The organism is Arthrobacter sp. NicSoilB4 (genome assembly GCF_019977335.1).
GTDB lineage: Bacteria > Actinomycetota > Actinomycetes > Actinomycetales > Micrococcaceae > Arthrobacter.
The window spans coordinates 2261543-2287269 of the sequence record NZ_AP024653.1; the positions used below are offsets into that span (position 1 = coordinate 2261543).

A 25727-nucleotide genomic window follows, 5' to 3' on the forward strand; every position below is an offset into this window, starting at 1 on the left:
GGATATATTACAAAGCATGTTTTACTTCAGCGTTCCGCTCGGCAAGTTCGTTCGCCGGGTCTCCCGGCTCAGGGGCGGAGGCTCTGCCCTTCCCGGGCTCGTCGTCGAAAAAATCGATCCCGGCTTCATGCGCAGGACGCTGTCCACGCTGCCGCACGGCGTCGCCGTCGTCAGCGGCACGAACGGCAAGACGACCACCACAAAGATGGTCGTCGAGCTGCTCGAGAGCCAGGGCCTGAAGGTCTTCACTAACCGCACGGGCAGCAACTTCACGCGCGGCGTGGCCGCTGCGCTGCTCGGCGAGGTGGACTGGCGGGGACGGCTGGACGCCGACGTCGCCGTGCTGGAACTGGACGAGGCCCACGCGGTGCATTTCGTCAACCAGGTGCCGCCGCGCTACTGCCTGCTGCTCAACGTGCTGCGGGACCAGCTGGACCGTTTCGGCGAGATCGACAAGACGGCGCAGCTGCTGCAGCACATCGCCTCCAAGACCACGGGAACCGTCGTGCTGAACCGGGAGGACCCCCGGGTGGCCCGGATCGCGGACACTCTGAGTACAGAAACCGCCAGCGGTCCCGAGGTCCTCTACTTCGGCCTGGATGACTCCCTGCTGAGCACGTTCCCGAACGACGACGAGATGAGGGCGGCCCCCGGCAGCCCGGTGCCGCCGGCACCCGCGAAACCGCACGCCGACGTTGTGCTCCGCCGGGTCGGTGCGGCCGACGCGGACTTTGAGTACGACGGCGTCACAGCAACGACGGCGATGAAGCTCCGCGGCGTCTACAACATCTTCAACGCCGCCGCCGCACTGACCCTGGCCCGGGCAATTGCGGTGCGGGGCACAGGCCAGGGACAGGCGGCCCTTGCGGACAACGAAGGGCTGCTGAAAGCCCTGGCAAACGTGGCTCCGGCATTCGGCCGCGGTGAGAGCCTTGTCGTCGACGGCCTGCCGCTGGACCTGGTCCTGGTGAAGAACCCCAGCGGCTTCCGGCTGGGGCTGAAGTCCTTCCCGGCGGCCGGCTACGCCACGATGATCGCGATCAATGACAACTACGCCGACGGCCGGGACATGTCCTGGCTCTGGGACGTGGAATTCGACACGCTTCGGGAGGGCGGCGTGGACCAGCTGAGCGGCTCCCGCGCCTACGACATGGCGCTCCGCCTGCAGTACGACGACGTTGCCATCGGCGCCGTGAACACCGAGATCGCGCCCGCGCTGGCGGCCTTCATCAGCGGCGCCAGGGACAAGCCGAAGCGGATCTTCTGCACTTACACAGCGATGCTGGCGATCCGCCGCGAGCTGTCCAAAATCACCACAGTGGAGGTGGTCTCATGACCCCCCAGGCCGATTCCGACCAGTCCAAACTCTCCTTCGGGCACGTGCTCCCGCCGGAGGAATCCCCCGAGCCCGGCAAGGGAACCATCCGGGTCCTGCAGCTGTACCCGCGGGACATGAACATCTACGGCGACTGGGGCAACGCCCTGGTGCTGGCACAGCGGCTGCGCTGGCACGGCTACACCCCTGAGCTGCTCGAATACAACGTCGGCGACGAGTTTCCGGCGGATGTCGACCTGATCGTCGGCGGCGGCGGGCAGGACAGCGGCCAGCTGGTCATCCAGGACGACCTGCTGTCGCGGGAGTCTGTCCTGAGGGGCCTCGCCGAGGACGGCATGCCCATGCTGGTGATCTGCGGCCTGTACCAGCTGTTCGGGAAGTTCTTCAAGACCCGGACAGGGTCCGTCATCCCGGGGATCGGCATCCTGGACGTGGAAACCCACGGCACCGACGAGCGGCTGATCGGCAACGTATCGGTGTCCACCACCGAGTTCGGGACCGTCCTGGGTTACGAGAACCACAGCGGCCAGACCACCCTGGGCCCGGGCGTCACACCACTGGGGACCACAGCCAAGGGCACCGGGAACAACAGCAGCGACGGCCAGGAAGGCGCCCGCTACCGGAACATCGTGGCGAGCTACCTGCATGGATCCCTGCTGCCCAAGAACCCGGCGCTGGCGGACTTCCTCATCCGGACCGCCGTCGAACGCAAATACGGCAGCTTCTCCCCCGGTACTCCGGACGACTCCTACGCCGTCCACGCCCGCGAACACGCAGCCCGCCGCCCCCGCTGAGGCGTCGCTGCGGCGCCGGCCTCGAAGTCGCAGGAAGGCCGCGACGTCGCCGGAGCCTTACGGCGATCCCGCACGCTTCCGGCGACCGGGCCGGCCTTTAGGTCAGCCGAACGCCGACAGCACCGCCCAGGCGACGGCGATGCCGCCGACGATGACGGTCGGCAAATGCCAGGAGGAGACGACGGCGCCGGCAGGCCGTTTTGCGGCGGCGGTGCTGGCATCCTGCCACGCGGCAACGATGGCGTCCCGGCCGGTCTTCTGCTCTTTTTGGCTGATGCGCTCGTTGCCCGGGAGGATGCTGTACGGCCGGCTCTTCAGGTCACTGACGTGGTCGAATCCGGACCCGAAGGCGCCCGGCGGCGTCGGGGCGCCCCAACTGACGTACCGCCGTCCCGCGGCCCTGACCGCCACGGTGTAGCGGACCTCGATGTCCTCCACCGCCTCGTAGGGTATCCGGTGGTCGCGGAGTCCGTTGACCAGCTCGAACCCGTGCGCGTCCGTCCGGAGAAGCGGCCGCCACTGCGCCGCGTAGACGAACCACGACGCCAGGAACAGCCACGGCGCCGCCGCCATCGCCGCTTCCGTCCTGCCGGCCAGCAGCAGCCAGGCCATCACGACGGCGGCGCACAGCCACACCGTGACGGCAACCGGCCGCGCGGATCCCGCCCGGTGCGTCGTCCCTGCGGAGGCGCTTGATCTGCCCGACGTATCGTTCGGGCTGTTGGTGCCGCTGTTGACTATTGTTCGCAATGGATCCCCCACCATCGGCGTTACGGCCGCCTCGTGGCAGCCGCGTTTGGCCCAGCATAGCGCCGGCCGCGCCGGCTGGGCCCGAGGCGGCGAGCCGACAGCCGCCGTCGGACGCGAAATCGCGGGAAAGCGGCGAAATCGCCAGACAGTTCCGGCGACCCCGCACGTTTCCCGCGACCTCGGCGCGAGCCGGTAGATTGATGGAGCGATGACAGATTATGAGAGCAGTGCACGATGATCCGGATTGACCGTGACGACCCCGGCCGCGCGGCCGTCCGGCAGCTCCTGAGCGAGCACCTCGCCGACATGTTCGCCACCTCGCCCGCCGAAAGCGTGCATGCCCTCGATGCTGCGGCGCTCTCCGGACCGGACATCACGTTCTGGAGCGCACGCGAGGATTCCGAGGTACTCGGCTGCGGGGCACTGAAACTGCTCCAGCCCGGTGAGGCCGGGACCCTGCAGGGCGAAATCAAGTCCATGCGTACCGCCGCCCACGCACGAGGCCGCGGCATCGGCGCCCGCCTGCTGGCGCACATCATGGCCGCGGCCCGGCAGGGCGGCTATGACCGCCTGTACCTCGAGACCGGGAGCCAGGACTTCTTCGCTCCGGCACGGCGGCTGTACCAGCGTCACGGGTTCAGCGTCTGCCCGCCCTTTGCCGGCTACGGGGACGACCCGAACAGCGTCTATATGACCCTGGCGCTGGACCCGGACCGGACGTAGCGGTGCATTCCCCGCCGGCCGGGCTTCAGCTGCGCCCGGCGTACTCGAGCACGTCGCGGGCAATGCGTCCGCTGGAGGCAGCCCGGAGATGGCCCTTCCCCTCGTACCAAACGAGGGTGCAGTCCGGGATGAGCCCGGCCGTTTCCTGGGCGACGTCGCGGGGGAAGAATTGGTCGGAGCCGCCACAGATCAGCAGCACGGGCCGCCGGATGAGCGGGAGCACTGCCCGGGAATTGAAGGTCATTTCGCCCTGCACCTCGGTGAGCACATCCTGGGCGGGGAAATCGGCTCCGCTGAGGAGCCGGCGGCTGATAAGGGGCCCGATCAGCCGCCGCAGCCACATCATCCGCCGGCCCGGCAGCAGGTACTCGGCGAAGACCGTCCCGGCGCCGTTCGTGTCACCGCCCGCCAGGGCCGTGGCCATCCGTGCATCGACGTCCTTGCCCCAGTCGCTCAACTCCGCGGCCGTGACCACCATGGCGATGTGGCCGAAGGAGTCCGGATGCCGCGCGGCCAGATATTGTGCCACCATCCCGCCAAATGACTCCGCCACGACGAGGTCGACCCGCCCGCCGAACTCGGCGTCTATCAGCCGCGCGTAGTCGTCTGCCATGCCTTCGATGGTGTGCTCCGGCGGCATTCCCCGGCGCCGGGTGACGATCCAGACGGCGTATCCGGCGCGGAGAAAGGGATCGAACTGCCGCCGGAACATTCCGCGGAGCATCCCTTTGGGAACGCCGCTGCCAGGGCCGCCCTGGATAAAAAGGAGGGCCTTCGGGCCGTTACCCCAGCTCAGGTACTCCATGCCGTTCGGAAACGTCCCGTTCCGGGGTTCCCGGTCCGCCGTCGGTACTTTGCCCACGAAAGCCTCCTGTCCAGGTCCGACAGGGCTGACTTCTTGAGCTCCCGCGTCACCATCACGGTATTCGCCGGCCGGTATCAGGGCAAGATCCACAGGCCCTCCGACGGTTCCGGCTCCTCGAAGATCCCGGCCAGGTGCCGGACATCAGCCTCCTCGAGACGGTGGGAGCCCGCCTCATCCCGCGCGGCACGGCTTGCCGCCCGTTCGATGGAAATCTGCAGCGGTGTCCGGACATAGTGAAGGACGACGCCGGCGCCGGCCGCCTCGGCCCGGGCGGCCCAGGCAGCACGCCTCTCCCGGCTCCACTGGTTCCAGTCGAGAACCACGTCGGTGCCGCCCTGCAGGACCTGCCGGGCGGTATCCCAGATCAGCAATTTGCACGTTTCCGCGAGTTCCCCGTAATTCCCGGAGGCAAAGTGAAGGTCCGGGTAGAGCCGCAACATCCACTCGTCCAGGCTGAACCGCACGGCCGGCCGCCCGGCTTCGAGCTGCCTGGCAACTGTTGTCTTACCGGCGCCCGGGAGTCCGCACAGCAGGTGGACGGTCGAGTGCCCGGGCGCCGACCGCCGTCGTTCTCCCAAGCCCTACGGCTCCTTGGCGATGAGCAGTTCGTGGGCGCCCGCAGCCGCGGCACCCCTCGACTCGACCACGGTCTTGGTGCGCTGGCGGGTGGCGGCATCGGCCGCGGCACCTGCGCAGGGGCCCTGCGGCGCGTCGGCGGCCACGGAGCACCAGCGGTACGGTCCGCGGACCATCACCGACGGCGCCCACGCCAGGTCAGAGGCGGTCCACTTGCCGGACGCGTCCTCGCTGAACTGCGCCCGGACCAGCAGGCCCTCGTTGTTCACCCTGTAGTTCGGCGAAAGTTCGGTGATCCCGTTGCCCAGGCCGTAGGCAATCCAGGTTCCCTTGTACTGCTCTATCGGCAGGACCGAGTGCGAGTGGTGGCTGTAGATCATGGTGAACTGTCCGCTGTCCGCGAGGGCATGGGCGACCGTCGTGTGCTCGGCGTTGGGCACACTGGAGTATTCGTCGCCGGCGTGCATGGCGCCCAGCACGATGTCGGCGCCGAGGTCCCGGGCCTTCTTCGCCTTGGCGATCATGACGTCGGGGTCGAGCATGTCCACCTGCCAGGCGGCCTCCGCAAGCTGGCCGTTCAGTCCGTAGGTCGCACTGATCACGGCGATCTTGGCCGCGGCGGTCTGCAGGATCAGGATGCCCTGGGAATCGGCCTCGGTCCGGTAGGAGCCGGTGTGCTGCAGCCCGGCGGCGTCGAGGGCATCCAGGGTGCGGACCAGCCCCGCGGTGCCGCGGTCGACCGTATGGTTGCTCGCGGTGGTGCAGGCCTGGTAGCCGACTTGCTGGACGGCAGGAAGGATCTGCGGCGGAACGTTGAACGAGGGGTACGCGGAGAAGGGCCCGGTCGGGCCCGCCACCGGCGTTTCCAGGTGGCAGACCGCGAGGTCGCTCTTCTCGATGTACTTGCGCTGCCCCTCGAGCAGCGGCCCGAAGTCCAGGCCCTTGGCACCCGTGGCCAGCGCGTCCGCGCGGGCCTGTTCCCAGAGCTGCGCGTGGACCAGCATGTCGCCGGTGACCAGCACGGAGGCGCAGCGGACGGCGGCGCAGTCGGGCCCCTTGCCCGGCGTCGGTGTCGGGGTCGGCGTCGGAGTGACCGACGGCGACGCCGTCGTCGATTCCGGCGCCTGGGTTGCTGCCGGCCCGGTTGCTGCCGGTCCGGCGGTGGCGCCGGCAGCCGCCGGGGAGCCTGACGAACTGCTTTCCGGACGGGCGCCGATGCCGCAGGAAGCCACTGAGGCCGCGAGGGAGACCGCTGCGGCCGCGACGAGCAGACGGCGACGCAGCCCGGGAGTGATGGTACGCATGGCGCTAATCCTACGGCGGCGGCGGTCACAACACGCGCAGCAGGCCGTTGAGAACTCACCGCCTACATGAAAGAGTTATTTCATGACCAATCCCCTGATGAGCCCCAGCCCCCTGCCGTTCGGCCTGCCGCCGTTCGCGGACATCGCCTCCGGGCATTACGCCGAAGCCGTCGAGGCCGGCCTCGCCGAGCACCTCGCCGAGATCCAGGCGATCGTGGACACACCGGAGCCTGCCACTTTCGAGAACACCGCGCTTGCCATGGAGCGGTCCGGACAGCTCCTGCAGCGTGCGGCGGCCTCCTTCTTCACGCTTGTCTCGGCCGATGCCTCGGACGCCATCCGCGACCTTGAAACAACGCTGTCTCCCCGGTTCTCGGCCCACCAGGACGCCGTCTACCTGAACCGGGGGCTCTTCGAGCGGTTCGCCGCCATCAACACCGACCAGCTCGACGCCGAATCCGCCAGGCTTGTGGACGAGTACCTCAAGGAGTTCCGCCAGACCGGCATCCAGCTCGACGACGCCGGCCAGGAACGGCTCAAGGCCGTCAACGCCGAGCTCTCCCGGCTCGGCACGGAGTTCGGCCAGCGGGTGAAGGAAGCGATGAAGTCGGCCGCGCTGCTTCTCGACGACGCCGTCGACCTCGCCGGCCTGCCCGCCGACGATATCGCCAGCGCCGCGGAAGCCGCCCGCGTTGCCGGGCACGAGGGCAAGTTCCTGCTCACCCTCATCCAGCCCAGCAACCAGCCGGCCCTTGCCGCCCTGGACAACCGGGACGTCCGCCGCCGCCTGTACGAGGCCTCGGTCGGCCGCGGCAGCGACGGCGGTTCCTTCGACGTCCTGGACCTGGTCAAGGACATGGTCCGGCTCCGCGCCGAGAAGGCCGCCCTGCTGGGCTTCACCAACTATGCCGAACTCGTCGTGGACCAGCAGACCGCGCCGGACTTTGCCGCCGTGCAGACCATGATGAACCGGCTCGCACCGGCTGCCGTCCGGAACGCCGACGCCGAGGCCGAGGCACTGGCCGAAGTCGCCGGCCACCCCCTTGAGGCCTGGGACTGGGCCTACTACTCCGCCAAGGTCAAGCGCGAGCGGTATGCCGTGGACGAGCAGGCCCTGCGACCCTACTTCGAGCTGGACCGCGTCCTCAACGACGGCGTGTTCTTCGCCGCCAACGCCCTCTACGGCATTACGTTCCACGAACGCAGCGACCTCGCCGGCTACCACCCGGACGTGCGCGTCTGGGAAGTCCGCAATTCCGACGGCACCGAGCTGGGCCTGTTCCTCGGCGACTACTACACGCGCGAATCCAAGCGCGGCGGTGCGTGGATGAACTCCCTGGTGGAACAGTCCGGCCTGCTCAACACCCGGCCTGTGGTGATCAACAACCTCAACATCTCCAAGCCGCCGGCCAACGAACCCACGCTCCTGACCCTGGACGAGCTGCGCACCACGTTCCACGAGTTCGGCCACGCCCTGCACGGCCTGTTCTCCTCGGTCACCTACCCGCGGTTCTCCGGAACCTCTGTACCGCGGGACTTCGTCGAGTACCCCTCGCAGGTGAACGAAATGTGGATCATGTGGCCGGAAGTTCTCGCCAACTACGCCCGCCACCACGCCACGGGCGAGGCGTTGCCGCAGGAGGTGGTGGATAAGCTCGACGCCGCGCAGCTGTGGGGCGAGGGCTTCGGCACCACCGAGTACCTGGGGGCGGCCCTGCTGGACCTCGCCTGGCATGTGCTGGACGGCACCGATATCCCCGACGACGTCCTGGAGTTCGAGGCCAAGGCACTCGCTGCGGCCGGCGTGGCGCACCACCTGATCCCGCCGCGCTACCGCACCGGCTACTTCCAGCACATCTTCGCCGGCGCCGGTTACGCCGCGGGCTACTACTCCTACATCTGGAGCGAGGTGCTGGACGCCGAGACGGTGGAATGGTTCAAGGACAACGGCGGCCTCACCCGGGCCAACGGCGATTTCTTCCGCGCCGAACTGCTCTCCCGGGGCAACAGCCGCGACCCGCTGGATTCCTTCCGCGCCTTCCGCGGCCGCGACGCCGAGCTCGAACCGCTGCTGAAGCGCCGCGGCCTCGACTAACCCCACATCGACTGCTCCGTAGCCGCCCTTTTGGAGCCTCATAAGGGCAGTTGCGGAGCAATCGACGGGGGAATTAACGACGGCGGCGAGTCACCCATAGAGGGTGACCCGCCGCCGTCGTGGTTTGTACTCTGGTTTTGTTACCAGCCGCGCTCGGCGAGGCGGTGCGGCTGCGGGATCTCGTCCACGTTGATGCCGACCATGGCCTCGCCCAGGCCGCGGGAGGCCTTGGCGATTTCTTCCGGGTCGTCGAAGAAGGTGGTGGCCTTCACGACGGCGGCGGCGCGCTGCGCCGGGTTGCCGGACTTGAAGATGCCGGAGCCAACGAAGACGCCGTCGGCGCCGAGCTGCATCATCATCGCGGCGTCGGCCGGGGTGGCGATGCCGCCGGCGGTGAACAGCACGACGGGCAGCTTGCCGGTGGCGGCAACTTCCTTGACCAGTTCGTACGGGGCCTGCAGTTCCTTGGCGGCGACGTAGAGCTCGTCCTCGGCCATGCCGGCGAGCTTCTTGATCTCGGCGCGGATCTGGCGCATGTGGGTGGTGGCGTTGGAGACGTCGCCGGTGCCGGCCTCGCCCTTGGAGCGGATCATGGCCGCGCCCTCGTTGATGCGGCGCAGGGCCTCACCGAGGTTCGTGGCGCCGCAGACGAAGGGAACCGTGAAGTTCCACTTGTCGATGTGGTTGGCGTAGTCGGCCGGGGTCAGGACCTCGGACTCGTCGATGTAGTCCACGCCGAGGGTCTGGATGACCTGGGCCTCGACGAAGTGGCCGATACGGACCTTCGCCATGACCGGGATGGACACTGCCGCGATGATCGCCTCGATCATGTCCGGATCGGACATGCGGGAGACGCCGCCCTGGGCACGGATATCGGCGGGGACGCGTTCCAGCGCCATGACTGCCACGGCTCCGGCATCCTCAGCGATGCGGGCCTGCTCGACGTTGACGACGTCCATGATGACGCCGCCCTTGAGCATCTCCGCCATGCCGCGCTTGACGCGGTTGCTGCCCGTAACGCTCTTCGCGGACGCGCCGGCTTCGCTGCTTACATCAGGTGTAGACACAAAAACCCCTATGGGTAGATAGATGACCTCGCCGGAGCGCGGACGGCACACAAATGCCGCGTCGCACACACCGGATTACCGGATCCATTGGCCGGTAGTGCTAATACTAGTCCCCCGCCGCGCCCGGTTGAATTCCGGTTACACCCGCGGGACACGCCGGAACCTGCGCGCTCAGGCGGCCTGTCCGGTCGCGGTGCCTTCAGGCTCCTCGAGCGACTGGCGGCGCACCGTGATGATCCGCTGGATGACCGTCACGAGGCTCGCCGCCGCCAGCAGGCACAGAGTCGCGAACAGGACCACGGTGGGCAGGCCCAGCCCGGTGAAACCGGTGACCACCAGCACGGACACCAGCCGCTCGGCACGCTCGGCAATGCCCACGTTCGCCTGGAAGCCCAGGGCCTCTGCCTTGGCGCGGGCGTAGGAGACCACCATGCCCAGGACGAGGCAGACGACGGCGGCAATCGCGATCGCGGCGTCGTCGCCTCCGGTGAAGAACCAGACCGCGACGCCGGCGAACAACGCCCCGTCGGCCACCCGGTCCAGGGTGGAATCCAGGAAGTTGCCCCAGCGGCCGCCGCCCTTTTGCATCCGGGCCATGATCCCGTCGATGACGTCGGAGAAGATGAAGGCGGTGATGAAGAGTGTGCCCCACCAGAGCTGGCCCAGCGGGTAGAACACCAGCGCACCGACCACGACGCCCAGGGTTCCAACGATGGTCACTGCGTCCGGGGACACCCCGATCCGTAGCAGCCAGCGGGCAAGCGGGGAGAACAGCGCGGTGAAGAACCCGCGCGCGTGCCTATTCAGCATCCGTCGCCCCGGCGGTGGCCTGTTCAGTATCCGTCGCCGCGGCCGTGGCCTGCGGCCAGGCTTCCGCGACCTGCTGGCGGACCTCGCCCAGGGTCTGCGTGATGGCCTTGGTCTGGGCGATGATCGGGAAGAAGTTCCCGTCGCCTCCCCAGCGTGGCACCACGTGCTGGTGCAGGTGCCCGGCGATCCCGGCGCCGCCGGTCACACCCTGGTTCATGCCCAGGTTGAAGCCGGTGGGGTTGGCGACCTTGCGCAGCACGCGCATGGCCGTCTGGGTCAGCTCGGCGAATTCGGCCGTTTCCTCCACGGTCAGGTCCGTGTAGTCGGGAACGTGCCGGTAGGGGCAGACCAGGAGGTGCCCCGGGTTGTACGGAAAGAGGTTCAGCACGACGTAGCTGGTCCGCCCGCGGTAGACGATCAGTGAATCGTCGTCCTCGCGTTCCGGCGCCACGCAGAACGGGCAGTCGTCCACGTTCTTGAACTGGTGCTGCCCGCCCTTGATGTACGCCATCCGGTGCGGAGTCCACAGGCGCTGGAACGCGTCCGGCACCCCGGCCAGGCCAAAGTCGTCGGTCACGCCGTCGTCCCCCGGATACTCCGGAGCGGCCCCTGTGCTGTCCTGCATGCCTGGTTCTTCCCTGTCCGCTAGCTGGTCCGGTTGCGGACGGCGTCAACGATCCGCTGGACTGCCTCGGCCACCGGCACGCCGTTGTCCTGGCTGCCGTCACGGAAGCGGAAGGACACCGCGCCGGCATCGGCGTCGTCGCCCCCGGCGATCAGCACGAACGGAATCTTGTCCTTGCTGGCGGTGCGGATCTTCTTCGGGAAACGGTCCGAGGAAATATCCACTTCAGCGCGGATTCCGGCGGCCTTGAGCTGGTCCACGACGTCGAACATGTAGTCGTTGAACGCCTCGGCCACCGGGATGCCGACCACCTGGACGGGGGCCAGCCAGGCCGGGAAGGCGCCGGCATAGTGCTCGGTGAGCACACCCATGAACCGTTCCACGGAACCGAACAGGGCGCGGTGGATCATGACCGGGCGCTGGCGCGTGCCGTCCGCGGCCTGGAATTCGAGTTCGAACCGCTCGGGCAGGTTGAAGTCCAGCTGGATGGTGGACATCTGCCAGGTGCGGCCGAGGGCGTCCTTGGCCTGGACGGAGATCTTGGGGCCGTAGAACGCGGCTCCGCCCGGATCCGGGATGAGCTCCAGGCCCGAGGCTTCGGCAACTTCGGCGAGGGTGCGGGTGGCTTCGTCCCAGGCGGCGTCGTCGCCGACGAACTTGTCTGGGTTCTTGGTCGAGAGCTCCAGGTAGAAGTCGTCGAGGCCGTAGTCCTTGAGCAGGCCCAGCACGAAGTTCAGGGTGCCGGTGAGCTCGTCCTTCATCTGCTCGCGGGTGCAGTAGATGTGGGCGTCGTCCTGGGTCATGCCGCGCACGCGGGTGAGGCCGTGCACCACTCCGGACTTCTCGTAGCGGTAGACGGAGCCGAATTCGAACAGCCGCAGCGGCAGTTCGCGGTAGGAGCGGCCGCGGGAACGGAAGATGAGGTTGTGCATCGGGCAGTTCATCGGCTTCAGGTAGTAGTCCTGGCCGGGCTTGCGCACGGTGCCGTCCTCGTTCAGTTCCGCGTCGATGTGCATCGCCGGGAACATGCCCTCCTTGTACCAGTCCAGGTGGCCGGAGACCTCGTAGAGGTGGCCCTTGGTGATGTGCGGGGTGTAGACGAAGTCGTAGCCGGCATCGACGTGGCGCTGGCGGGAGTAGTCCTCCATGGCCTTGCGGATGATGCCGCCCTTGGGGTGGAACACCGGCAGGCCGGAGCCCAGCTCGTCCGGGAAGGAGAACAGGTCCAGCTCCGCGCCGAGTTTGCGGTGGTCGCGTCGTTCGGCCTCGGCGATGCGCTCCTGGTAGGCCTTCAGGGCGTCCTTGGTGGGCCACGCGGTGCCGTAGATCCGCTGCAGCTGCTGGTTATTCTGGTTGCCCAGCCAGTAGGCGGCCGAGGACCGGGTCAGGGCGAAGGCGTTGGAGATGAGCTTGGTGTTGGGCAGGTGGGGGCCGCGGCACAGGTCGCACCAGACGCTGTCCCCGCTCTTGCGGTCCACGTTGTCGTAGATGGTGATGTCCCCGGCGCCGACCTCGACGTTGACGCCTTCGCCGGCGTCGGCGGCCTCGTTCTTCTTGCCCAGCAGTTCGAGCTTGTACGGCTCGTCCTTCATCGCCTCGCGGGCCTCGTCCTCAGACACTACGCGGCGGACGAATTTCTGGTTCTGGTTGATGATCTTGAGCATCATCTTTTCCAGGGTCTTCAGGTCTTCCGGCGTGAACGGCTCCTCGACGTCGAAATCGAAGTAGAAGCCGTCGGTGATGTAGGGGCCGATGCCAAGCTTGGCGTCGGGGCGCAGCTGCTGCACGGCCTGGGCCATGACGTGGGCCGTGGAGTGGCGCAGGACGTTGAGTCCGTCCGGGGAATCGATGGTGACGGCCTCGACCGTGGCGTCCTCGGGCAGCGGCTGGTCCAGGTCCTTCAGCTCGCCGTTGATACGGGCCACAACGACGTCGCGGCGCTCAAAAAAGAGTTCCGCGCCGGTGGTCCCGGTAGTCACCTTGGTCTCTTCGCCATCGACGAGAAGGGTGATCTGCTGGGCATCTGACACGGGTGTCTCCTATTCAAAGTTAAGGCTTCGTAGCTTGTGGCGTACGGGGACCACAGCCAGCCTCGTCCATGCTATCGGTTTCTGAAGAGGCCAACCAACGCGCCACTCAGCCTCCCAGCCCGGTGATGGCGAGGTGGCGGCTGATGCCGTCAAGGGGTCCCGGCGGCTCGGGTTCCCGGGTGTCCGGGATTCCGGAGGCCGGGACCGGGAAGGGCAGGGTCTCCGTGCGGCTCAGGTCCCAGGCCATGCTGGCGCTGATACTGATGCCCCGCGGCCCGGTCCGCCGGGTGGTCCCCCGGATCAGCAGCAGCCTGGTGCCGAACAACAATGGACCCGCCAACTCCTGGGCCTCATGGAAGAAGACCGAGTCCACGCAGCCCGTGCCGTCGTCGATGCTGATGAACACCACCCGGCGGCCGCCCCGCATCGGAGGGGTCTGTGTGGCGACGCGGACTCCGGCGACCAGCACCTCGGTGCCGTTGCGCAGCCCCAGCAGTTTGTCCGCGGTGGTGACGCCGAGACGGTCCAGGAGGGGCCGGTGGCTGGACATCAGATGGTCGCTGACGTCCACGGCCATCAGGTCCAGTTCGGCCCGGACGGTATCCACCAGGGTGGGCGCGGGCAGCCCGGCCTTGAGGTTTTTCAGCTCGACGTCGCCCAGCGGCAGTGACAGCTGCCCCTCGATCACGTCCACGCCTTTACGGTGTGGACGGCTTTGCAGGGTTTGCAGGTGCTGGACCAGGTCTGCGCGGTTGGCGGTCCCGCCGGCGGCGCGGTGGAGGGAGTCGAAGGCGCCCAGCTGGGCCAGCCGCTGGATGCTGGGTTTGCTCAGCCGGGACCTGGCCCGCAGGTCCGCGAGCGAGTCGTAGGGCTGGCCTGCCACGATCCGCTTCAGCTCGGTTCCCGAGAGCCCGTAAATGCCGTTCAGGCTCAGCCTGATGCCCAGCTTGCCGCGGTCCGGGCCGGCGGCCACGCGTTCCACCCGGTACTCTGCCTGGCTGCGGTTGATGTCCAAGGGCAGGATGGGGATTCCCAACCGCCGGGCCTCGGCGACGAGGAGCCTTTTGGGATACATGCCCGGGTCGTGCTCCCACAGCCCGGCGAGGAATGCCTCCGGGTGGTGGGTCTTGAGCCAGGCCGACTGGTAGGTGGGCACGGCAAAGGCGGCGCCGTGGGCCTTGCAGAACCCGAAGCTGCCGAAGGCCTTGAGCGTGCCCCAGACCTTGTCCACCACCTCGGGGCTGTACGCCCGGGCACGGGCCTCCGTCCGGAAAAACTCCTCCACCCTGCCTTCCAGCACCTCGTTGCCGAGGGCGCGGCGGAATTCGTCCGCCCGCGCCAGCCCGCATCCGGTCATGACGTCGAAGGTCTTCAGGATCTGCTCATGGAACACAGTGACCCCGTGTGTTTCCTTGAGGACCGGCTTGAGGTCAGGGTGCGGGTAGACCTCGGGGGCGAAGCCGTGCCGGTGCTCCAGGAAGGGCCGGACCATGTCCGATTTCATCGGGCCCGGCCGGAACAGGGAGATGTCGATGATGAGGTCGTTGAACTCCCGGGGGGCGAGCTTGCCGATCAGCTCCCGCTGGCCCGGGGATTCGATCTGGAAGCAGCCCAGGGTGTGGGTGCTGCGGATCAGCTCGTAGGTGGGTTCGTCGTCGAGCGGCACGGCGTTGAGGTCGATCGCGCCGTCCTCGGAGATGTAGTCCGGGCCCGTCCCGTCCGGCCCCGCCGGGTGCGCGCCGGCAGCCACCACCTCGGCTTTGGAGGGGTGCAGGCGGATCACCTCGCGGACGGCGAAGGCCATGGCGCTTTGCATACGGACGCCCAGAACATCGAGTTTGAGCATGCCCATCGGGTCCATGTCGTGCTTGTCGAACTGGCTCATGGGCAGGCCCAGTCCGCTGGGCTGCACGGGCGTGCGGTCCAGCAGGGTGGCGTCCCCCAGGATGACCCCGCAGGGGTGCATGGAGATATGGCGCGGCAGCCGGTCCAGCCGTTCAGTGAGGTCCACCAGCAGGTCAAGCTGCTGGTTCCCGCTGAAGTCGCGCTGCCCCACCCGGCCGGCGAATTCCTTCAGCTCAGGCTTCTCCTCGAGGGCTTCGCGGAAGTTCCGGGCCGAGAATCGCCACAGCTGCTTGGCGATGTCCCCGATTTCGCCCTCCTCCATGCCCAGGGCAAGGCCGGCGTCGCGCACGGCTCCGCGGGCGCGGTAGCCGTTCTGCATGCTCATCAGCGTGACGCGCTCTGAGCCGAAGCGCTCGAAGATTTTCCGGTATACGTTGTGCCGTTCGGCGCTCTCGACGTCGATGTCGATGTCCGGCAGGGTGGCGCGGTCCCGGGAGAGGAAGCGCTCGAAGATCAGATCGTGCTGCAGCGGATTCACCTGGCTGACGTCGATCAGGTAGTTGACCAGGCTGGATGCCCCCGAACCTCGGGCTGCGGCCCGGACCCCCATGTCCAGGATCATCCGGGAAACTTCGGCGACGGTCAGGAAGTATGCGGCGAAGCCCAGGCTGTCGATGATCCGCAGCTCGTGTTCCAGCCGCGAGCGCAGCTCCCCGGCGGCTTTGCCCGTGATCCCGGGGAACCGCCGGCTGATGCCGGCTTCACACCGCAGGGTGAGCTCCACGAGGGCGTCCCCGGCGATCCCGATCACCGAGGCTTCCGGTACTACCGGCTGTTTCCACCCCATGTCCGTCACTGGGTCCATCCGGCAGCGGTCCGCGAGCGCCTCCGTCTGGGCCATAAGGCTCTTGAGGTCAGCGGCGCCGTATCCGGCGGCGTGCATGATCTCCTTGCCGAGCTGGAGCATTTGCGCCGCGGATTTGAGCCAGCCCTGCCCGTTGGGCTGCAGCAGCGGGGCGGCGGAAAGTTCGGGCAGCGATTTCAGGGTGCGGGCCGAATCCAGCACATCCGCGGTGGCCGCCCCGTCCTCGGCCACGTACCGCACGGCGTTGCTCAGCACGGCGGGGACCCCGTGTTCGGCGGCAAGCTTGAGCATCCGTACCGCGTGGGCGGTGCTCAGCGGTTCCCCGGGCGGGCTGAGCTGGCTGACCACCTCGGCGGCGATGGTTCCGGGCGGCATGGCGTCGAGCCAGCGCTTGAACAGGGTGCGGGGGCGCAGGTAGCGCCTCCCGCCCATGGCGCGTCCCACGTCGGAGTCGGGTCCAATCAGCACGGTCAGCACCGGCTTGAGCGTTTCAGGGTGCAGGGTGCGGGAGGCCAGCTCAGCCCGGGTAACGGCGACGGGCACCACTCCCCCGGCTTTGCCCGTGGTGCGGGCATGCGCATCGGAGATCAGCCGGCACAGTGCTCGGTAGCCGGCACCGTTGTTGTGCCCGTGGGCCAGCACGACGACGCGTCCCCCCACCTGGGTGCGGAGGTCGCCGTCGTCGTCAAAGACCGCAAGGTCCACCCCGACGACCGGGTCCAGCCCGGCCGCCATGCAGGCCCTCAGGTGCTTGACCGTCCCGTAGAGGCCGTCGCGGTCAGTGCAGGCGAGCGCCGTCGCCCCGTCTGCTGCGGCGGCGGCCGCCAGCTCATCCGGCCAGGAGACCCCATAGTGGGCACTGAAGGCGGTGGAGACATGGAGATGGGTGAAGCTCATGCTGATTCGGGCTTCCGGTGAAGCAGGGCGTCATGGATCCGCAGCAGGCGCCAGCGTCCGCTGCCGACATGCCGGGTGAGGTCAAGGGTGAGGGGTTCGGGGTCGGGGGAACCTGCCCGGCGCACCTGGACCCGCCAGATCTCATGGTCCACGAGTCCCGGGCCGCTGCCCAGCGGCGCCCGCTGCTCTTCCGCCCACCACTGGCGGCGCTCAAACCAGCGGACCGGTTCGGCGCAGACGGCGTAGTGCCGGCCCGCCCAGTCCAGCTCCAGGGGCTGGCCTGAGGGTGTGCAGACGACGTCTACCGACTCGCTGAACATGCCCATCGCGCCTCCCGGACCACCATCTGCAAGAACCATCTGGCCTAACAATCTGGCTATAGCAGCCAGCAACCGTTCGAACATATTTTCGAACAGTTCCAGTCTACGACGGTGCCGGGGCAAAACCTAGATCAGGGGTGGACGGACGCAGGCACAGGTAGCAGGATTGAGCCATGAGCTCCCATAACGCACTTCTGAAGCACGTCAGCATCGCCGCCGAGGACACGTCCTTGGTGGCGAAGTTCGATATAGACGGAAACATCCCCGGCCAGGGCGCCTACGTGGTGGGGCTGGTAGCCGCGACCCCGGATCATTCCCACCAGCGACGAATGGGGATCGAGTTCATGAACGGGGAAGCCGTGTCCTTCTACTGCTTCAGTCATGACGGCACAGAGGAGAACTTTGACCTCAAGGGAGTGGAGCACTCCGGCAACACCATTACCGGGCACTTTCCGCTCAGCACCATCATGGGCCTGGCCAAGGGGCACCTCATGACGGCCTTCAGCGACTGCGACGGCCGCGACTACCAGGCAAACGTCCCGGTGGCGGAGGCCCTCTAGGCCCCCACGCTCTAGGAGCTGGCTTTGTAGACTTCCAGCTCGAGCGTGATGAACGCGTCGATCATGGCACGGTAGGTCTTCTCTACAAGGTCGACGTCGATGTCCTTTTGTTCCGCCGTGGCGCGGACATGCTCGATAACCCGCTCCACCCGGCCCGGGGCACGCACTTCGGCGCTGTCGGCCTTGAGGGTTCCGGCGATCCGGATCAGGCGCTCGCGGCGGCCGATCAGCGACACGATCTGCTCGTCCACCTCGTCCACGGCCACCCGCACAGCAGCGAGCTGCTCCCGGTCGGCCTTGGCAGCTTTTTCGTCTTGGTGATTTGTGGACATGTGCATGACAGTATCGAATGATGCAGCCACGAGTCGATTTAATCTCACTGGGAGTCCGCAGTGTTGACGCCTCCCGTAGTTTCTATGTAGATGGCCTGGGCTGGCCCGTCCACCGGGAAGTCCGGGGCGAGGTCCTGTTCATCCAGGCCAACCACGGCCTCATCCTCTCGCTCTGGGATGCCGGGCAGATGCAGGCCGAAGCTGCCGTTGATCCCCCCGCCGGCGTTCCCTCCATCACCCTGAGCCACAACCTGGGCAGCGCTGCGGAAGTCGACTGGGTGATGGCGGAGGCCGAGGCCGCCGGAGCGGCGATCATCGCCGAGCCTAAGACCCAGTCCTGGGGCGGCTACACCGGCTACTTCGCCGATCCCGACGGCTACCGCTGGGAGGTCGCCTTCAATCCCAGCTGGGGGGTCGACGGCGGCGGAAAAGTCACACTCTGACCCGCGCCTCCCCCGGGCCTTCGGGGATGCTGGCTCCCCGACGGGCAGCGGCGGATCAAAGCGGGCATCCTGCTTGGTCCGGCCGTCCGGGCACCAGCCATGCTTTTTCCTAGAAGCGGATGGCGCGGCCGTTTCCGTCAGCGACCCAGAGTTACGCACGTTCATAGCCCATGGCGCGAAGCCCCTCCACCGAGGCCAGGAACAGTGCGGAGCCCAGTCCACGGGACCAATAGGCAGGCAGGAGATTCAACGCATGGAGTTCCCCGGTTCCCCCAGCCACGTCATCCCGCGACCTCCCGAATCCAGACCAGCCCACCGCAGTGCCTTCGACTGTTACGGCGAGACGGCGGACACTCTGATCGGTGTCTCCGAGGATCCTCGCCCAGCCCGGACCGCTTCCCGGATCGAAAAATCGATACTCACGTCAAGATCCCCCGGCCCGGTGGCATCGGGCCGGGTGAGGCCGCGGCTCACTCGCCAAGGGCACTATGGCCCTATTGAGGTGTCCGCCGGCATCGCTAACGTGACTTGGAGTACACGGCGGCACGCTATTCGAGCCGGTGTGCGGTGAGCTGCGAAGCAGAGGTGTGTTCTGCAGTTCGCCACCGGTTTGTCCCCTAGCCATCCGCCCTGACCCCAAGTTCCCCGTGTACCGCCCCGGCGATGTGTGCGACGACTTCGCGCGCTGTGAGTCGGGACGTGTCGACGACCAGATCAGCCTCAGCGATCATCAGCACTGTTTGAACTGCCACCAGGTCTTGTCCGGTGTGCCGTCGGATTTCCAACGCGACAGCCGGGACCAAGGTGCGCCACGCCGGGAGATCCTGGAAGTCGGTGAATGCCTGGCCCTTCAGGCTGTGCGCGAGCATGTAGCCCACCGCCTCAGGTCAGAGCCGCAGCGCGGGAAGCGCCTCCACCAGTGCCGTAGCCGCCGTGGGCTTCCCCACGCCAAAGGTTCCGTTGATCCAGATCATCAGGCGCTCGACGGTACCTTTGGTGGGGCGTGGCCCAAGGACCGGATCGTCCGTGTCCGGAAACTATCCCCGCGTCCCGAGCTTGCGGTCGGGCGGTTACGGATTGATGAGCTTGTCTTCCAGCCGGTAGTCGAGGAAGTGCCCGAAGAACGGATCGTGGGCCACCGGGTCCGTCCCGAGCGCTGCGGTGGCCAGGAGCCAGTCGATCTGCCGCGGAATCGTCTCCGCATACGTTCCGGCCGGTTCGTAGCCCAGCTCAAGTGAGGCGACGGTACTCAGAATGATCGGCGGCCGGAAATCCCACGGGTGGTCGCCAAGCCCCTCGGGAGCGGTTTCGTCCAGGAGCACTTCATCCCACTGGTGACCGAGATGCCGGGCAATAGTCTGTGCGATCTGACGGGCATTCGGCGCATCGGGGTCGGCACTGTTGAGGATCCGCGCCCCCGGCATGCAGGAAACGCGTTCCACAAGGGCGGCCGTGTTGACGGCGGCAGTTGTGTGGTCCCCGCCCAGGCCGTCGTGCGCCAGGAACACCGCCGGGCGGTTGTCGAGTACACGCTTCACGAACATCCATTCCCGCGGACGCCCTGCCCCTTCCCCATGGACCTTGGATGCCCTGATCACGGTCACGGGATGGCCGCTGTCCAGGAGGGCGTTCTCCGCCGCGACCTTACTGGCCCCGTATCCTTCGCGGGAGTCGTAGTCCCCTCCGCCAGGCTTCATGGTCGGGCCGTCTTCCGTGATGGGAGCCTCAAAGCGGGGAGCGGCGTCGGAATTGACGTGGTTGCCGGCGGCATCGACATAAACGGCCTTGCTGGAAAGCATGACGCTGGAGGTCACGTCCGACAGGTGGGGCAGGAGCAGCCGCGCATCGGCCTCTGTGAAACACACCGCATCCACGAGGAGATCGGCACCGCTCCCCAGCACCTCCGCCAGGGCGGCGTTGTCCTGTCGTTCAGATGGGATAAACCGCGCTCCCGCCTCGGCAAGGTCCCGGGGCATCTTCCGGCCAACGCGGCCGGTCACGTCCACCGCCCAACCGGCCCTGATGAGCCGCCCCGCGATGGCGCGGCCGAGGACTCCAGTGCCGCCAAGAATTACCGCTCGTTTCATCCGCTTACTCTAAGCGCCGCCCCACCAGCTACCGCCGCGCCGGCCCGGCTAGAACAGGCTCCCCACCGGCTGGATGAGCTCCGGGGAGTCGTTCCTGACGTTCCCGACGGCGGTGCCGACGGCGTCGATCGTCCAGCCCTCCGCGACATCGTGCGCGCCGGCCCGGACCAGGTCCACGAGCCCGGCGGCATCGTCTGCCTGCGGGTCCAGCCAGGCCTGCATCGTTTCCCGGTCCATCGGCAGCGGCACCCTGTCGTGCAGGGCCGTGAGTTCGGCCAGCATTCCCCCGGCGTAGCCCTCCGGCGGCGAGTCGGTGGTCATGATCGACGTCGAGAGTAGCCAGCGCGCCGGGTCGTCCTCGGCCTTGGACGGGTCCTTCCACCATTCGTAGAGCCCGGCGAAGACAATCGGGTGGCCGTCCCTCGGGTGCACGTAATAGGGCTGCTTGCCGCGGCCTTCGCCCTTCCATTCGTAATAGCCGTCGGCGGGGACGGCACAGCGCCGGGAGCGGGTTGCCTTCCGGAACGCCGGCTTCTCCAGCACACTCTCACTGCGGGCATTGATCATCTTCGAGCCGATCCCCGGGTCCTTGGCCCAGGACGGCACCAGTCCCCAGCGCGCAATGTGCAGCTGCCGGACCGGTTCTCCGTCCACCAGCCGTTCCAGCAGGATGGGTACATCCGCGGTCGGGGCCACATTCCACGACGGCGGAACCGCGACCTCCTCCTCCAGCCCGGCGTCGAACTCGGCCAGCAGGTCTCCGACGGCCCGGGCCATCACGTAGCGTCCACACATGGCACCAGCATGCCACCGCGCCCATGCTGTGTCATCCGGCCGGCCGCCCCGGCGCCAGCGCCGGGCGAATTCCGCTGGGCCCGCCGAGATCGCCGGAAAGCTGCGACGTCGCCGGAAGGTCCCAGCGACCTCGCAGCTTTCCGGCGACAACGCGTCCGACAACGCGTCCGACAACGCGTCCGACGGCGCCTCGACGTAGCACCGGCGCCGCACTGTGCGGGAATAGGGGCCCGCGGGTTACGGTTATTGGGAGTAACGTACGACTTTTTGTCGCAACTGGCGCTGCCACCGCGCGCCGTCAACTAGCTTTGAGGAGAACTTCGTGGACTTCACCCCCGAATCCGGCACCATCACCATGTTTTCGACCACCTGGTGCGGCTACTGCAACCGCCTGAAGAAGCAGCTGGATGCCCAGGGCATCGGGTACACCGAGATCAACATCGAAGAAGTTGATGGCACCGCAGATCTCGTGGAGAAGCTCAACGGCGGCAACCGCACTGTCCCCACCGTGCTGTTCCCCGACGGCACCGCGGCCACCAACCCCTCCGCGGCAGAGGTCAAGAGCCGCCTCGCGGCCTAAAGCCGTTCTATGAACCGATAACGACGACGGCGCGGCCTCCCAAGGGGGCCGCGCCGCACCGCGTTTTGCGACAAAGTTGGTTGCGGCAGAAGCCACGCGACGAAGAGTCTTGCGGTGGAAACCGCGATCTGAGCAGAGGAGACATTTTCATGGTCCATAAAGTCAAAGGCGTCGTAGCCCGCTCCAAGGGAGCACCCGTCACCCTGGAGACCATCCTGGTTCCGGATCCCGGACCCGGCGAGGCCCTCGTGGACATCCTCACCTGCGGTGTCTGCCATACCGACCTGCACTACAAGCAGGGCGCCATCAGCGACGACTTCCCGTTCCTGCTCGGCCACGAGGCCACCGGTGTGGTCAGCGCCGTGGGCCCGGACGTCACCGAGGTGGCCCCCGGCGACCGCGTCGTCCTCAACTGGCGCGCCGTCTGCGGCGAATGCCGTGCCTGCGCCAAGGGCCAGCCGCAGTACTGCTTCAACACCCACAACGCCACCCAGAAGATGACGCTCGAGGACGGCACTGAACTCTCCGCTGCGCTGGGCATCGGCGCGTTCGCCGAGAAGACGCTCGTCGCCGCAGGGCAGTGCACCAAGGTTGACCCCGAGGCTGATCCCGCGGCCGTCGGCCTGCTCGGCTGCGGCGTGATGGCGGGCATCGGTGCGGCCATCAACACCGGAAACGTCAAGCGTGGCGATTCCGTCGCCGTCATCGGCTGCGGCGGAGTGGGCGTGGCGGCCGTCGCCGGCGCCGCGCTCGCCGGCGCCACCACGGTGATCGCCGTCGACATCGACCCGAAGAAGCTCGACCGCGCCAAGGACCTCGGCGCCACCCACACCGTTGACTCCTCCGCCGTCGACCCGGTGGAGGCCATCCGCGAACTGACCGGCGGCTTCGGCGCCGATGTGGTGATCGACGCCGTCGGTCGCCCCGAGACGTACAAGCAGGCCTTCTATGCCCGCGACCTCGCCGGCACCGTGGTCCTGGTGGGTGTCCCGAGCCCGGAGATGACTCTGGAACTGCCGCTGCTGGATGTCTTCGGCCGCGGCGGCTCCCTCAAGTCCTCGTGGTACGGCGACTGCCTCCCCTCGCGCGACTTCCCCATGCTGATCGACCTGTACCGGCAAGGCAAGCTGGACCTGGACGCGTTCGTCACGGAGCGGATCACGATCGACCAGATCGAGGAAGCCTTCGACAAGATGCACTCCGGCTCGGTGCTCCGCTCGGTGGTGGAGCTGTGAGCGGCGGCCCCGTGAACGGGCTCCGGATCGACCGGCTGGTCACTTCGGGCACCTTCTCGCTCGACGGCGGCACCTGGGACGTGGACAACAACGTCTGGATCGTCGGCAACGACGCGGAGTGCATCGTGATCGACCCGGCGCACGACGCCGACGCCATCGAGGCAGCCGTCAACGGCCGGAAGGTCACCGCGATCCTGCTCACCCACGGCCACGATGACCACATCGCCGCCGTCGGCGGGTTCCGCGGCCGCGTCGGCGCCCCGGTGTACCTCAACCGTGCGGACTGGATGCTCTGGGACCGGGTGTTCCCGGGCACCGAACCGGACCACGCGATCGAGGACGGGGACACGTTCGACGTCGCCGGCGCCCGGCTCGTGGCACTGCACACGCCGGGGCATTCGCCCGGATCCGTGAGCTTCCACCTGGCCAGCGAAGGCACCGTCTTCACCGGCGACACGCTGTTCCAGGGCGGCCCGGGCGCCACAGGCCGGTCCTTCAGCGACTTCCCCACCATCATCGAGTCCATCAAGAACCGGCTGCTGACGCTCCCGGCCGAGACCGTGGTACGGACCGGTCACGGCGACTCAACGACGGTCGGCGCCGAGGCGCCGCAGCTCGAGGAATGGATCGCCCGGGGGCACTAGGCATCCAACTAGCAGCAGGGGCCGTTTTGAGCGCTCAAAACGGCCCCCGCTGCCAGTCAGTTGGGGCGGGCGGCGCCGGCTCTCAGCCCAGCAGGCTGCCGAAGTCGCCGTAGTCCAGGGTTGCGTAGCGGGAGTACGTGTCGATCACGGCCGCCTCGATGGCGTCCACGTCCAGGTGCGGGACAAGGTCGTTGACGGCGCCCGCCGTGGCCGGATCCCAGTCCAGGCCCAAGGCAGCATAGCTTGCCTCCAGCACCGCGCGGATCGGCGCCGAGTTCTCCACCACAATCACCGAGCTGAACAGCCAGCCGCCGGCCACGACGCGCTGGGCTGTGCCGATCAGCTTCAGCTGGTGCTGCGGAAACGCCGGATCCTGGCCGTGAACGCTGAATTCGCCGGGGCAGTATTCGCCGGGGATCTCCCCCACGGCGGCGTCGACGCCGGCGCTCCGCAGGGCGTGGGCCAGCAGTTCGCCGAAGAAGGAGAAACGCCCCTTGGCCCCGGCGATCGCGTCCGTGTCCGGTTCCAGGTGATCAATCACGAGGGTGCCCTCGTGGTATGCGGCGGCACGTCCACCGGCCTTGCGGACCAGCGGTTCGAAGCCCAGTCCGCGGCAGGCCTGAGCCGCGGCCTCGAAGCCCGGCAGGTGCGTGTCCCGCTGCCCGAACGCCACGGTGGGTGCCGGCCGGTAGAGCCGGAGCATGGGACCCGCCTCGCCGGTTTTGACCTTCCGCAGCAGCTCGAGGGCGAGGTCCAGGTCCGCGGCCGCGCCCAGGGATTCCTCCTGCCGGAAAATCGTCAGCGTCCGTGGTGCCACCGCGGCCTCCGGCATGTTGTTATGCTCCCTTATGGTCATCTTGCAGTTCCTCGTCGTAGCCGCCGCGTTCGCCGTCATCGATTCCGTCTGGCTCAAGTCGATGAGCAAGTTCTACCGGAGCCATCTGGGGCACCTCATGGCGGACAAGCCCAATCTAGGGTACGCCGTCGCCTTCTACGTCCTGTACATCGCAGGCATCGTCTTCTTCGCCCTCCAGCCCGCGCTCGACGGCGGCAGCTGGCTCACGGCGCTCGGCTACGGCGCCGCGCTGGGCACCTTCGCCTACGCCACCTATGACCTCACGAACGCCGCGACCCTGAAGGACTGGCCGCTCGTCATCGTCGTGGCCGACATCGCCTGGGGCGCCGTGCTGACGGGCCTGGCCACCGTCGTCGGCTGGCTGGTCTTCCACTAGGAGGCCGGGCGTCAGGACTTCCGGAGCGTCAGGATCTGCTCGGCCCGGCCGAACGGGCCCTGGAGGTCATGCAGCACCGTCGAGGTCAGGCCGATCCCGTCCGTGCCGAACGAGACCTCGTTGTCCAGGCCCAGCCACTGACCTTCAGGCCGCCGGTACATGTGGACCTGGAGGTCCAGGTTGGGGAACGCGTAGCTGCCCTTGCCCGGCGGAACCCGGGCGGCGATCCCGTTGGCGGTGTCCACCAGGCCGATCAGCCGGGCCAGGTCGCTGCTGTCTTTCTTGTCCGTCAGCGGGTGTTCGGTGTGCAGCCAGACCGTCCCCGAACCGGCGCGGTGCCCCTCGGCAATCCGCATTTCCAGGGAAGCGATGTAGCCGCCCGGCCAGATGCTCGAGGCGTCGTACGGTTTGCAGTCCTCCGGCGCGGGAATCCTGGGATCCTCAAAGGCGGCGACGGCGGTCGTGTCGGAGGTGATCATCCGCCAGGCCGTGGCGCGGATGGCAACCCGTCCCTCCGCGACCAGCTCGGCCTGCACCAGCTCGATCGTCCGGCCCGGCCGGAGCGTGGTGGTGACCACCTCAAACTCGCCGCCGGGGATCAGGCCGAGGATCTCATAGCTCAGCCGCGCCATCCGCATGTCGTCGCGCGGTTCGTGCCGGTCCAGGCAGTCCGCCATGATGCCGGACGCCGGCGCCATGTGCTGCTCGTGCACATTCCAGGCGCCCTGGGCGTGGATGGTGGAACGGAAGCGGCCCTCCCCCAGGACCTCGTAGTAGAAGTCGCCGTCGGCAAGGACCGGTAGTTCAGCAGTCGTCAATGTCTGCCCTTTCGCGTGGCTGGTAATCCCAGAACACACTATCGCCTCCACGCCGGCGGCAGGCCCGCCGCGCAACCCTTCCCGAGGGCATCACTGACC

26 protein-coding genes are annotated in these 25727 nt (G+C 67.7%); 10 read left to right on the plus strand and 16 right to left on the minus strand.

From position 1 onward, the window contains the following. The first annotated feature begins 16 nt into the window (after positions 1-16). Positions 17-1336, plus strand: coding sequence for a Mur ligase family protein (locus tag LDO13_RS10175; RefSeq protein WP_224046650.1), 1320 nt, complete (start codon positions 17-19; stop codon positions 1334-1336). 116 nt (positions 1337-1452) lie between these two features. Further along, a complete protein-coding gene (locus tag LDO13_RS10180) occupies positions 1453-2130 on the plus strand; it encodes a glutamine amidotransferase (RefSeq protein WP_263422163.1) in 678 nt (225 codons plus the stop codon). Between the two features lie 102 nt (positions 2131-2232). Here the strand turns inward: LDO13_RS10180 and LDO13_RS10185 are convergent, their stop codons facing one another. Then, the gene (locus LDO13_RS10185) at positions 2233-2880 is read right to left on the minus strand and encodes a hypothetical protein (protein WP_224046652.1); all 648 of its coding nucleotides are present in this window, start codon (positions 2878-2880) and stop codon (positions 2233-2235) included. Between the two features lie 234 nt (positions 2881-3114). On the opposite strand from LDO13_RS10185, the gene LDO13_RS10190 reads away from it, so the two are divergent. Then, positions 3115-3603, plus strand: coding sequence for a GNAT family N-acetyltransferase (locus LDO13_RS10190; protein WP_224046653.1), 489 nt, complete (start codon positions 3115-3117; stop codon positions 3601-3603). 25 nt (positions 3604-3628) lie between these two features. Here LDO13_RS10190 and LDO13_RS10195 read toward each other — a convergent pair whose 3' ends face one another. The 3 genes from LDO13_RS10195 to LDO13_RS10205 form a co-directional block, all read right to left on the minus strand. Further along, on the minus strand, positions 3629-4465 hold the full coding sequence (locus LDO13_RS10195) for an alpha/beta fold hydrolase (protein WP_224046654.1): 837 nt from the start codon (positions 4463-4465) through the stop codon (positions 3629-3631). 77 nt (positions 4466-4542) lie between these two features. Continuing rightward, entirely contained in the window at positions 4543-5046 is a 504-nt protein-coding gene (locus LDO13_RS10200) for an ATP-binding protein (RefSeq protein ID WP_224046655.1), read from the minus strand. A 3-nt stretch (positions 5047-5049) separates the two neighbouring features. Then, the gene (locus LDO13_RS10205) at positions 5050-6348 is read right to left on the minus strand and encodes a CapA family protein (protein ID WP_224046656.1); all 1299 of its coding nucleotides are present in this window, start codon (positions 6346-6348) and stop codon (positions 5050-5052) included. An 82-nt stretch (positions 6349-6430) separates the two neighbouring features. Here LDO13_RS10205 and LDO13_RS10210 point away from each other — a divergent pair, with 82 nt between their 5' ends. Then, positions 6431-8443 carry a M3 family metallopeptidase gene (locus LDO13_RS10210; RefSeq protein ID WP_224046657.1) on the plus strand — a complete coding sequence of 671 codons (2013 nt, stop codon included), beginning with the start codon at positions 6431-6433 and terminating at the stop codon, positions 8441-8443. 140 nt (positions 8444-8583) lie between these two features. Here the strand turns inward: LDO13_RS10210 and pdxS are convergent, their stop codons facing one another. The 6 genes from pdxS to LDO13_RS10240 form a co-directional block, all read right to left on the minus strand. Beyond that, the gene (gene pdxS, locus LDO13_RS10215) at positions 8584-9510 is read right to left on the minus strand and encodes a pyridoxal 5'-phosphate synthase lyase subunit PdxS (protein ID WP_224046658.1); all 927 of its coding nucleotides are present in this window, start codon (positions 9508-9510) and stop codon (positions 8584-8586) included. Between the two features lie 171 nt (positions 9511-9681). Then, positions 9682-10320 (minus strand): phosphatidylinositol phosphate synthase, encoded by a 639-nt coding sequence (gene pgsA / locus LDO13_RS10220; protein WP_224046659.1) that lies wholly within the window; start codon positions 10318-10320, stop codon positions 9682-9684. Continuing rightward, positions 10310-10945, minus strand: coding sequence for an HIT domain-containing protein (locus tag LDO13_RS10225; RefSeq protein ID WP_224046660.1), 636 nt, complete (start codon positions 10943-10945; stop codon positions 10310-10312). The genes pgsA and LDO13_RS10225 overlap by 11 nt, the downstream gene beginning before the upstream one ends. Positions 10946-10965: 20 nt before the next feature. Then, complete coding sequence (gene thrS / locus LDO13_RS10230; RefSeq protein WP_224046661.1) at positions 10966-12975, minus strand: threonine--tRNA ligase; 2010 nt, start codon at positions 12973-12975, stop codon at positions 10966-10968. A 106-nt stretch (positions 12976-13081) separates the two neighbouring features. Beyond that, a complete protein-coding gene (gene dnaE, locus LDO13_RS10235) occupies positions 13082-16582 on the minus strand; it encodes a DNA polymerase III subunit alpha (RefSeq protein WP_224046662.1) in 3501 nt (1166 codons plus the stop codon). Then, entirely contained in the window at positions 16579-16908 is a 330-nt protein-coding gene (locus LDO13_RS10240) for a DUF6504 family protein (RefSeq protein ID WP_224049750.1), read from the minus strand. Before LDO13_RS10240 ends, dnaE begins: the two co-directional genes overlap by 4 nt. Positions 16909-17075: 167 nt before the next feature. On the opposite strand from LDO13_RS10240, the gene LDO13_RS10245 reads away from it, so the two are divergent. Continuing rightward, positions 17076-17462, plus strand: a complete 387-nt coding sequence (locus LDO13_RS10245) for a hypothetical protein (protein WP_224046663.1) — start codon at positions 17076-17078, stop codon at positions 17460-17462. An 11-nt stretch (positions 17463-17473) separates the two neighbouring features. On the opposite strand, the gene LDO13_RS10250 is transcribed toward LDO13_RS10245, so the two are convergent. Further along, the gene (locus LDO13_RS10250; protein ID WP_224049751.1) at positions 17474-17800 is read right to left on the minus strand and encodes a chorismate mutase; all 327 of its coding nucleotides are present in this window, start codon (positions 17798-17800) and stop codon (positions 17474-17476) included. A 14-nt stretch (positions 17801-17814) separates the two neighbouring features. Between LDO13_RS10250 and LDO13_RS10255 the strand changes: the two genes are divergently transcribed. Beyond that, complete coding sequence (locus LDO13_RS10255; protein ID WP_224049752.1) at positions 17815-18237, plus strand: VOC family protein; 423 nt, start codon at positions 17815-17817, stop codon at positions 18235-18237. A 617-nt stretch (positions 18238-18854) separates the two neighbouring features. Here the strand turns inward: LDO13_RS10255 and LDO13_RS10265 are convergent. The 3 genes from LDO13_RS10265 to LDO13_RS10275 form a co-directional block, all read right to left on the minus strand. Continuing rightward, positions 18855-19106: a hypothetical protein gene (locus tag LDO13_RS10265; protein ID WP_224046664.1), complete on the minus strand. Its 252-nt coding sequence runs from the start codon at positions 19104-19106 to the stop codon at positions 18855-18857. 201 nt (positions 19107-19307) lie between these two features. After that, positions 19308-20324, minus strand: a complete 1017-nt coding sequence (locus LDO13_RS10270; RefSeq protein ID WP_224046665.1) for an NAD-dependent epimerase/dehydratase family protein — start codon at positions 20322-20324, stop codon at positions 19308-19310. A gap of 48 nt (positions 20325-20372) precedes the next feature. Then, positions 20373-21101, minus strand: a complete 729-nt coding sequence (locus LDO13_RS10275; RefSeq protein ID WP_263422165.1) for an SOS response-associated peptidase — start codon at positions 21099-21101, stop codon at positions 20373-20375. A gap of 340 nt (positions 21102-21441) precedes the next feature. Between LDO13_RS10275 and LDO13_RS10280 the strand changes: the two genes are divergently transcribed. The 3 genes from LDO13_RS10280 (at position 21442) to LDO13_RS10290 (ending at position 23578) form a co-directional block, all read left to right on the plus strand. After that, entirely contained in the window at positions 21442-21699 is a 258-nt protein-coding gene (locus LDO13_RS10280) for a mycoredoxin (RefSeq protein ID WP_056429693.1), read from the plus strand. Between the two features lie 149 nt (positions 21700-21848). Beyond that, entirely contained in the window at positions 21849-22934 is a 1086-nt protein-coding gene (locus LDO13_RS10285; protein ID WP_224046667.1) for an S-(hydroxymethyl)mycothiol dehydrogenase, read from the plus strand. After that, positions 22931-23578 (plus strand): MBL fold metallo-hydrolase, encoded by a 648-nt coding sequence (locus tag LDO13_RS10290; RefSeq protein ID WP_224046668.1) that lies wholly within the window; start codon positions 22931-22933, stop codon positions 23576-23578. Before LDO13_RS10285 ends, LDO13_RS10290 begins: the two co-directional genes overlap by 4 nt. 82 nt (positions 23579-23660) lie before the next feature. On the opposite strand, the gene LDO13_RS10295 is transcribed toward LDO13_RS10290, so the two are convergent. Continuing rightward, positions 23661-24410, minus strand: a complete 750-nt coding sequence (locus LDO13_RS10295; protein ID WP_224049754.1) for a lipoate--protein ligase family protein — start codon at positions 24408-24410, stop codon at positions 23661-23663. A 16-nt stretch (positions 24411-24426) separates the two neighbouring features. On the opposite strand from LDO13_RS10295, the gene LDO13_RS10300 reads away from it, so the two are divergent. Next, complete coding sequence (locus LDO13_RS10300; protein WP_224046669.1) at positions 24427-24810, plus strand: DUF2177 family protein; 384 nt, start codon at positions 24427-24429, stop codon at positions 24808-24810. 11 nt (positions 24811-24821) lie between these two features. On the opposite strand, the gene LDO13_RS10305 is transcribed toward LDO13_RS10300, so the two are convergent. After that, positions 24822-25628, minus strand: coding sequence for a thioesterase family protein (locus LDO13_RS10305; protein WP_224046670.1), 807 nt, complete (start codon positions 25626-25628; stop codon positions 24822-24824). Positions 25629-25727: the final 99 nt, after the last annotated feature.

What these genes read in the sequence shown, in the direction of transcription:
- LDO13_RS10240 (WP_224049750.1), bottom strand. Translation starts at nt 16,908, where the DNA reads ATGGGCATGTTCAGCGAGTCGGTAGACGTCGTCTGCACACCCTCAGGC.
- LDO13_RS10180 (WP_263422163.1), top strand. Translation starts at nt 1,453, where the DNA reads ATGAACATCTACGGCGACTGGGGCAACGCCCTGGTGCTGGCACAGCGG.
- LDO13_RS10300 (WP_224046669.1), top strand. Translation starts at nt 24,427, where the DNA reads ATGGTCATCTTGCAGTTCCTCGTCGTAGCCGCCGCGTTCGCCGTCATC.
- LDO13_RS10255 (WP_224049752.1), top strand. Translation starts at nt 17,815, where the DNA reads ATGCAGCCACGAGTCGATTTAATCTCACTGGGAGTCCGCAGTGTTGAC.
- dnaE (WP_224046662.1), bottom strand. Translation starts at nt 16,582, where the DNA reads ATGAGCTTCACCCATCTCCATGTCTCCACCGCCTTCAGTGCCCACTAT.
- LDO13_RS10250 (WP_224049751.1), bottom strand. Translation starts at nt 17,800, where the DNA reads ATGCACATGTCCACAAATCACCAAGACGAAAAAGCTGCCAAGGCCGAC.
- LDO13_RS10210 (WP_224046657.1), top strand. Translation starts at nt 6,431, where the DNA reads ATGACCAATCCCCTGATGAGCCCCAGCCCCCTGCCGTTCGGCCTGCCG.
- LDO13_RS10265 (WP_224046664.1), bottom strand. Translation starts at nt 19,106, where the DNA reads ATGCTCGCGCACAGCCTGAAGGGCCAGGCATTCACCGACTTCCAGGAT.
- LDO13_RS10245 (WP_224046663.1), top strand. Translation starts at nt 17,076, where the DNA reads ATGAGCTCCCATAACGCACTTCTGAAGCACGTCAGCATCGCCGCCGAG.
- LDO13_RS10205 (WP_224046656.1), bottom strand. Translation starts at nt 6,348, where the DNA reads ATGCGTACCATCACTCCCGGGCTGCGTCGCCGTCTGCTCGTCGCGGCC.
- LDO13_RS10275 (WP_263422165.1), bottom strand. Translation starts at nt 21,101, where the DNA reads ATGGCCCGGGCCGTCGGAGACCTGCTGGCCGAGTTCGACGCCGGGCTG.
- LDO13_RS10175 (WP_224046650.1), top strand. Translation starts at nt 17, where the DNA reads ATGTTTTACTTCAGCGTTCCGCTCGGCAAGTTCGTTCGCCGGGTCTCC.
- LDO13_RS10190 (WP_224046653.1), top strand. Translation starts at nt 3,115, where the DNA reads ATGATCCGGATTGACCGTGACGACCCCGGCCGCGCGGCCGTCCGGCAG.
- LDO13_RS10285 (WP_224046667.1), top strand. Translation starts at nt 21,849, where the DNA reads ATGGTCCATAAAGTCAAAGGCGTCGTAGCCCGCTCCAAGGGAGCACCC.
- pgsA (WP_224046659.1), bottom strand. Translation starts at nt 10,320, where the DNA reads ATGCTGAATAGGCACGCGCGCGGGTTCTTCACCGCGCTGTTCTCCCCG.
- LDO13_RS10225 (WP_224046660.1), bottom strand. Translation starts at nt 10,945, where the DNA reads ATGCAGGACAGCACAGGGGCCGCTCCGGAGTATCCGGGGGACGACGGC.
- LDO13_RS10270 (WP_224046665.1), bottom strand. Translation starts at nt 20,324, where the DNA reads ATGAAACGAGCGGTAATTCTTGGCGGCACTGGAGTCCTCGGCCGCGCC.
- LDO13_RS10295 (WP_224049754.1), bottom strand. Translation starts at nt 24,410, where the DNA reads ATGCCGGAGGCCGCGGTGGCACCACGGACGCTGACGATTTTCCGGCAG.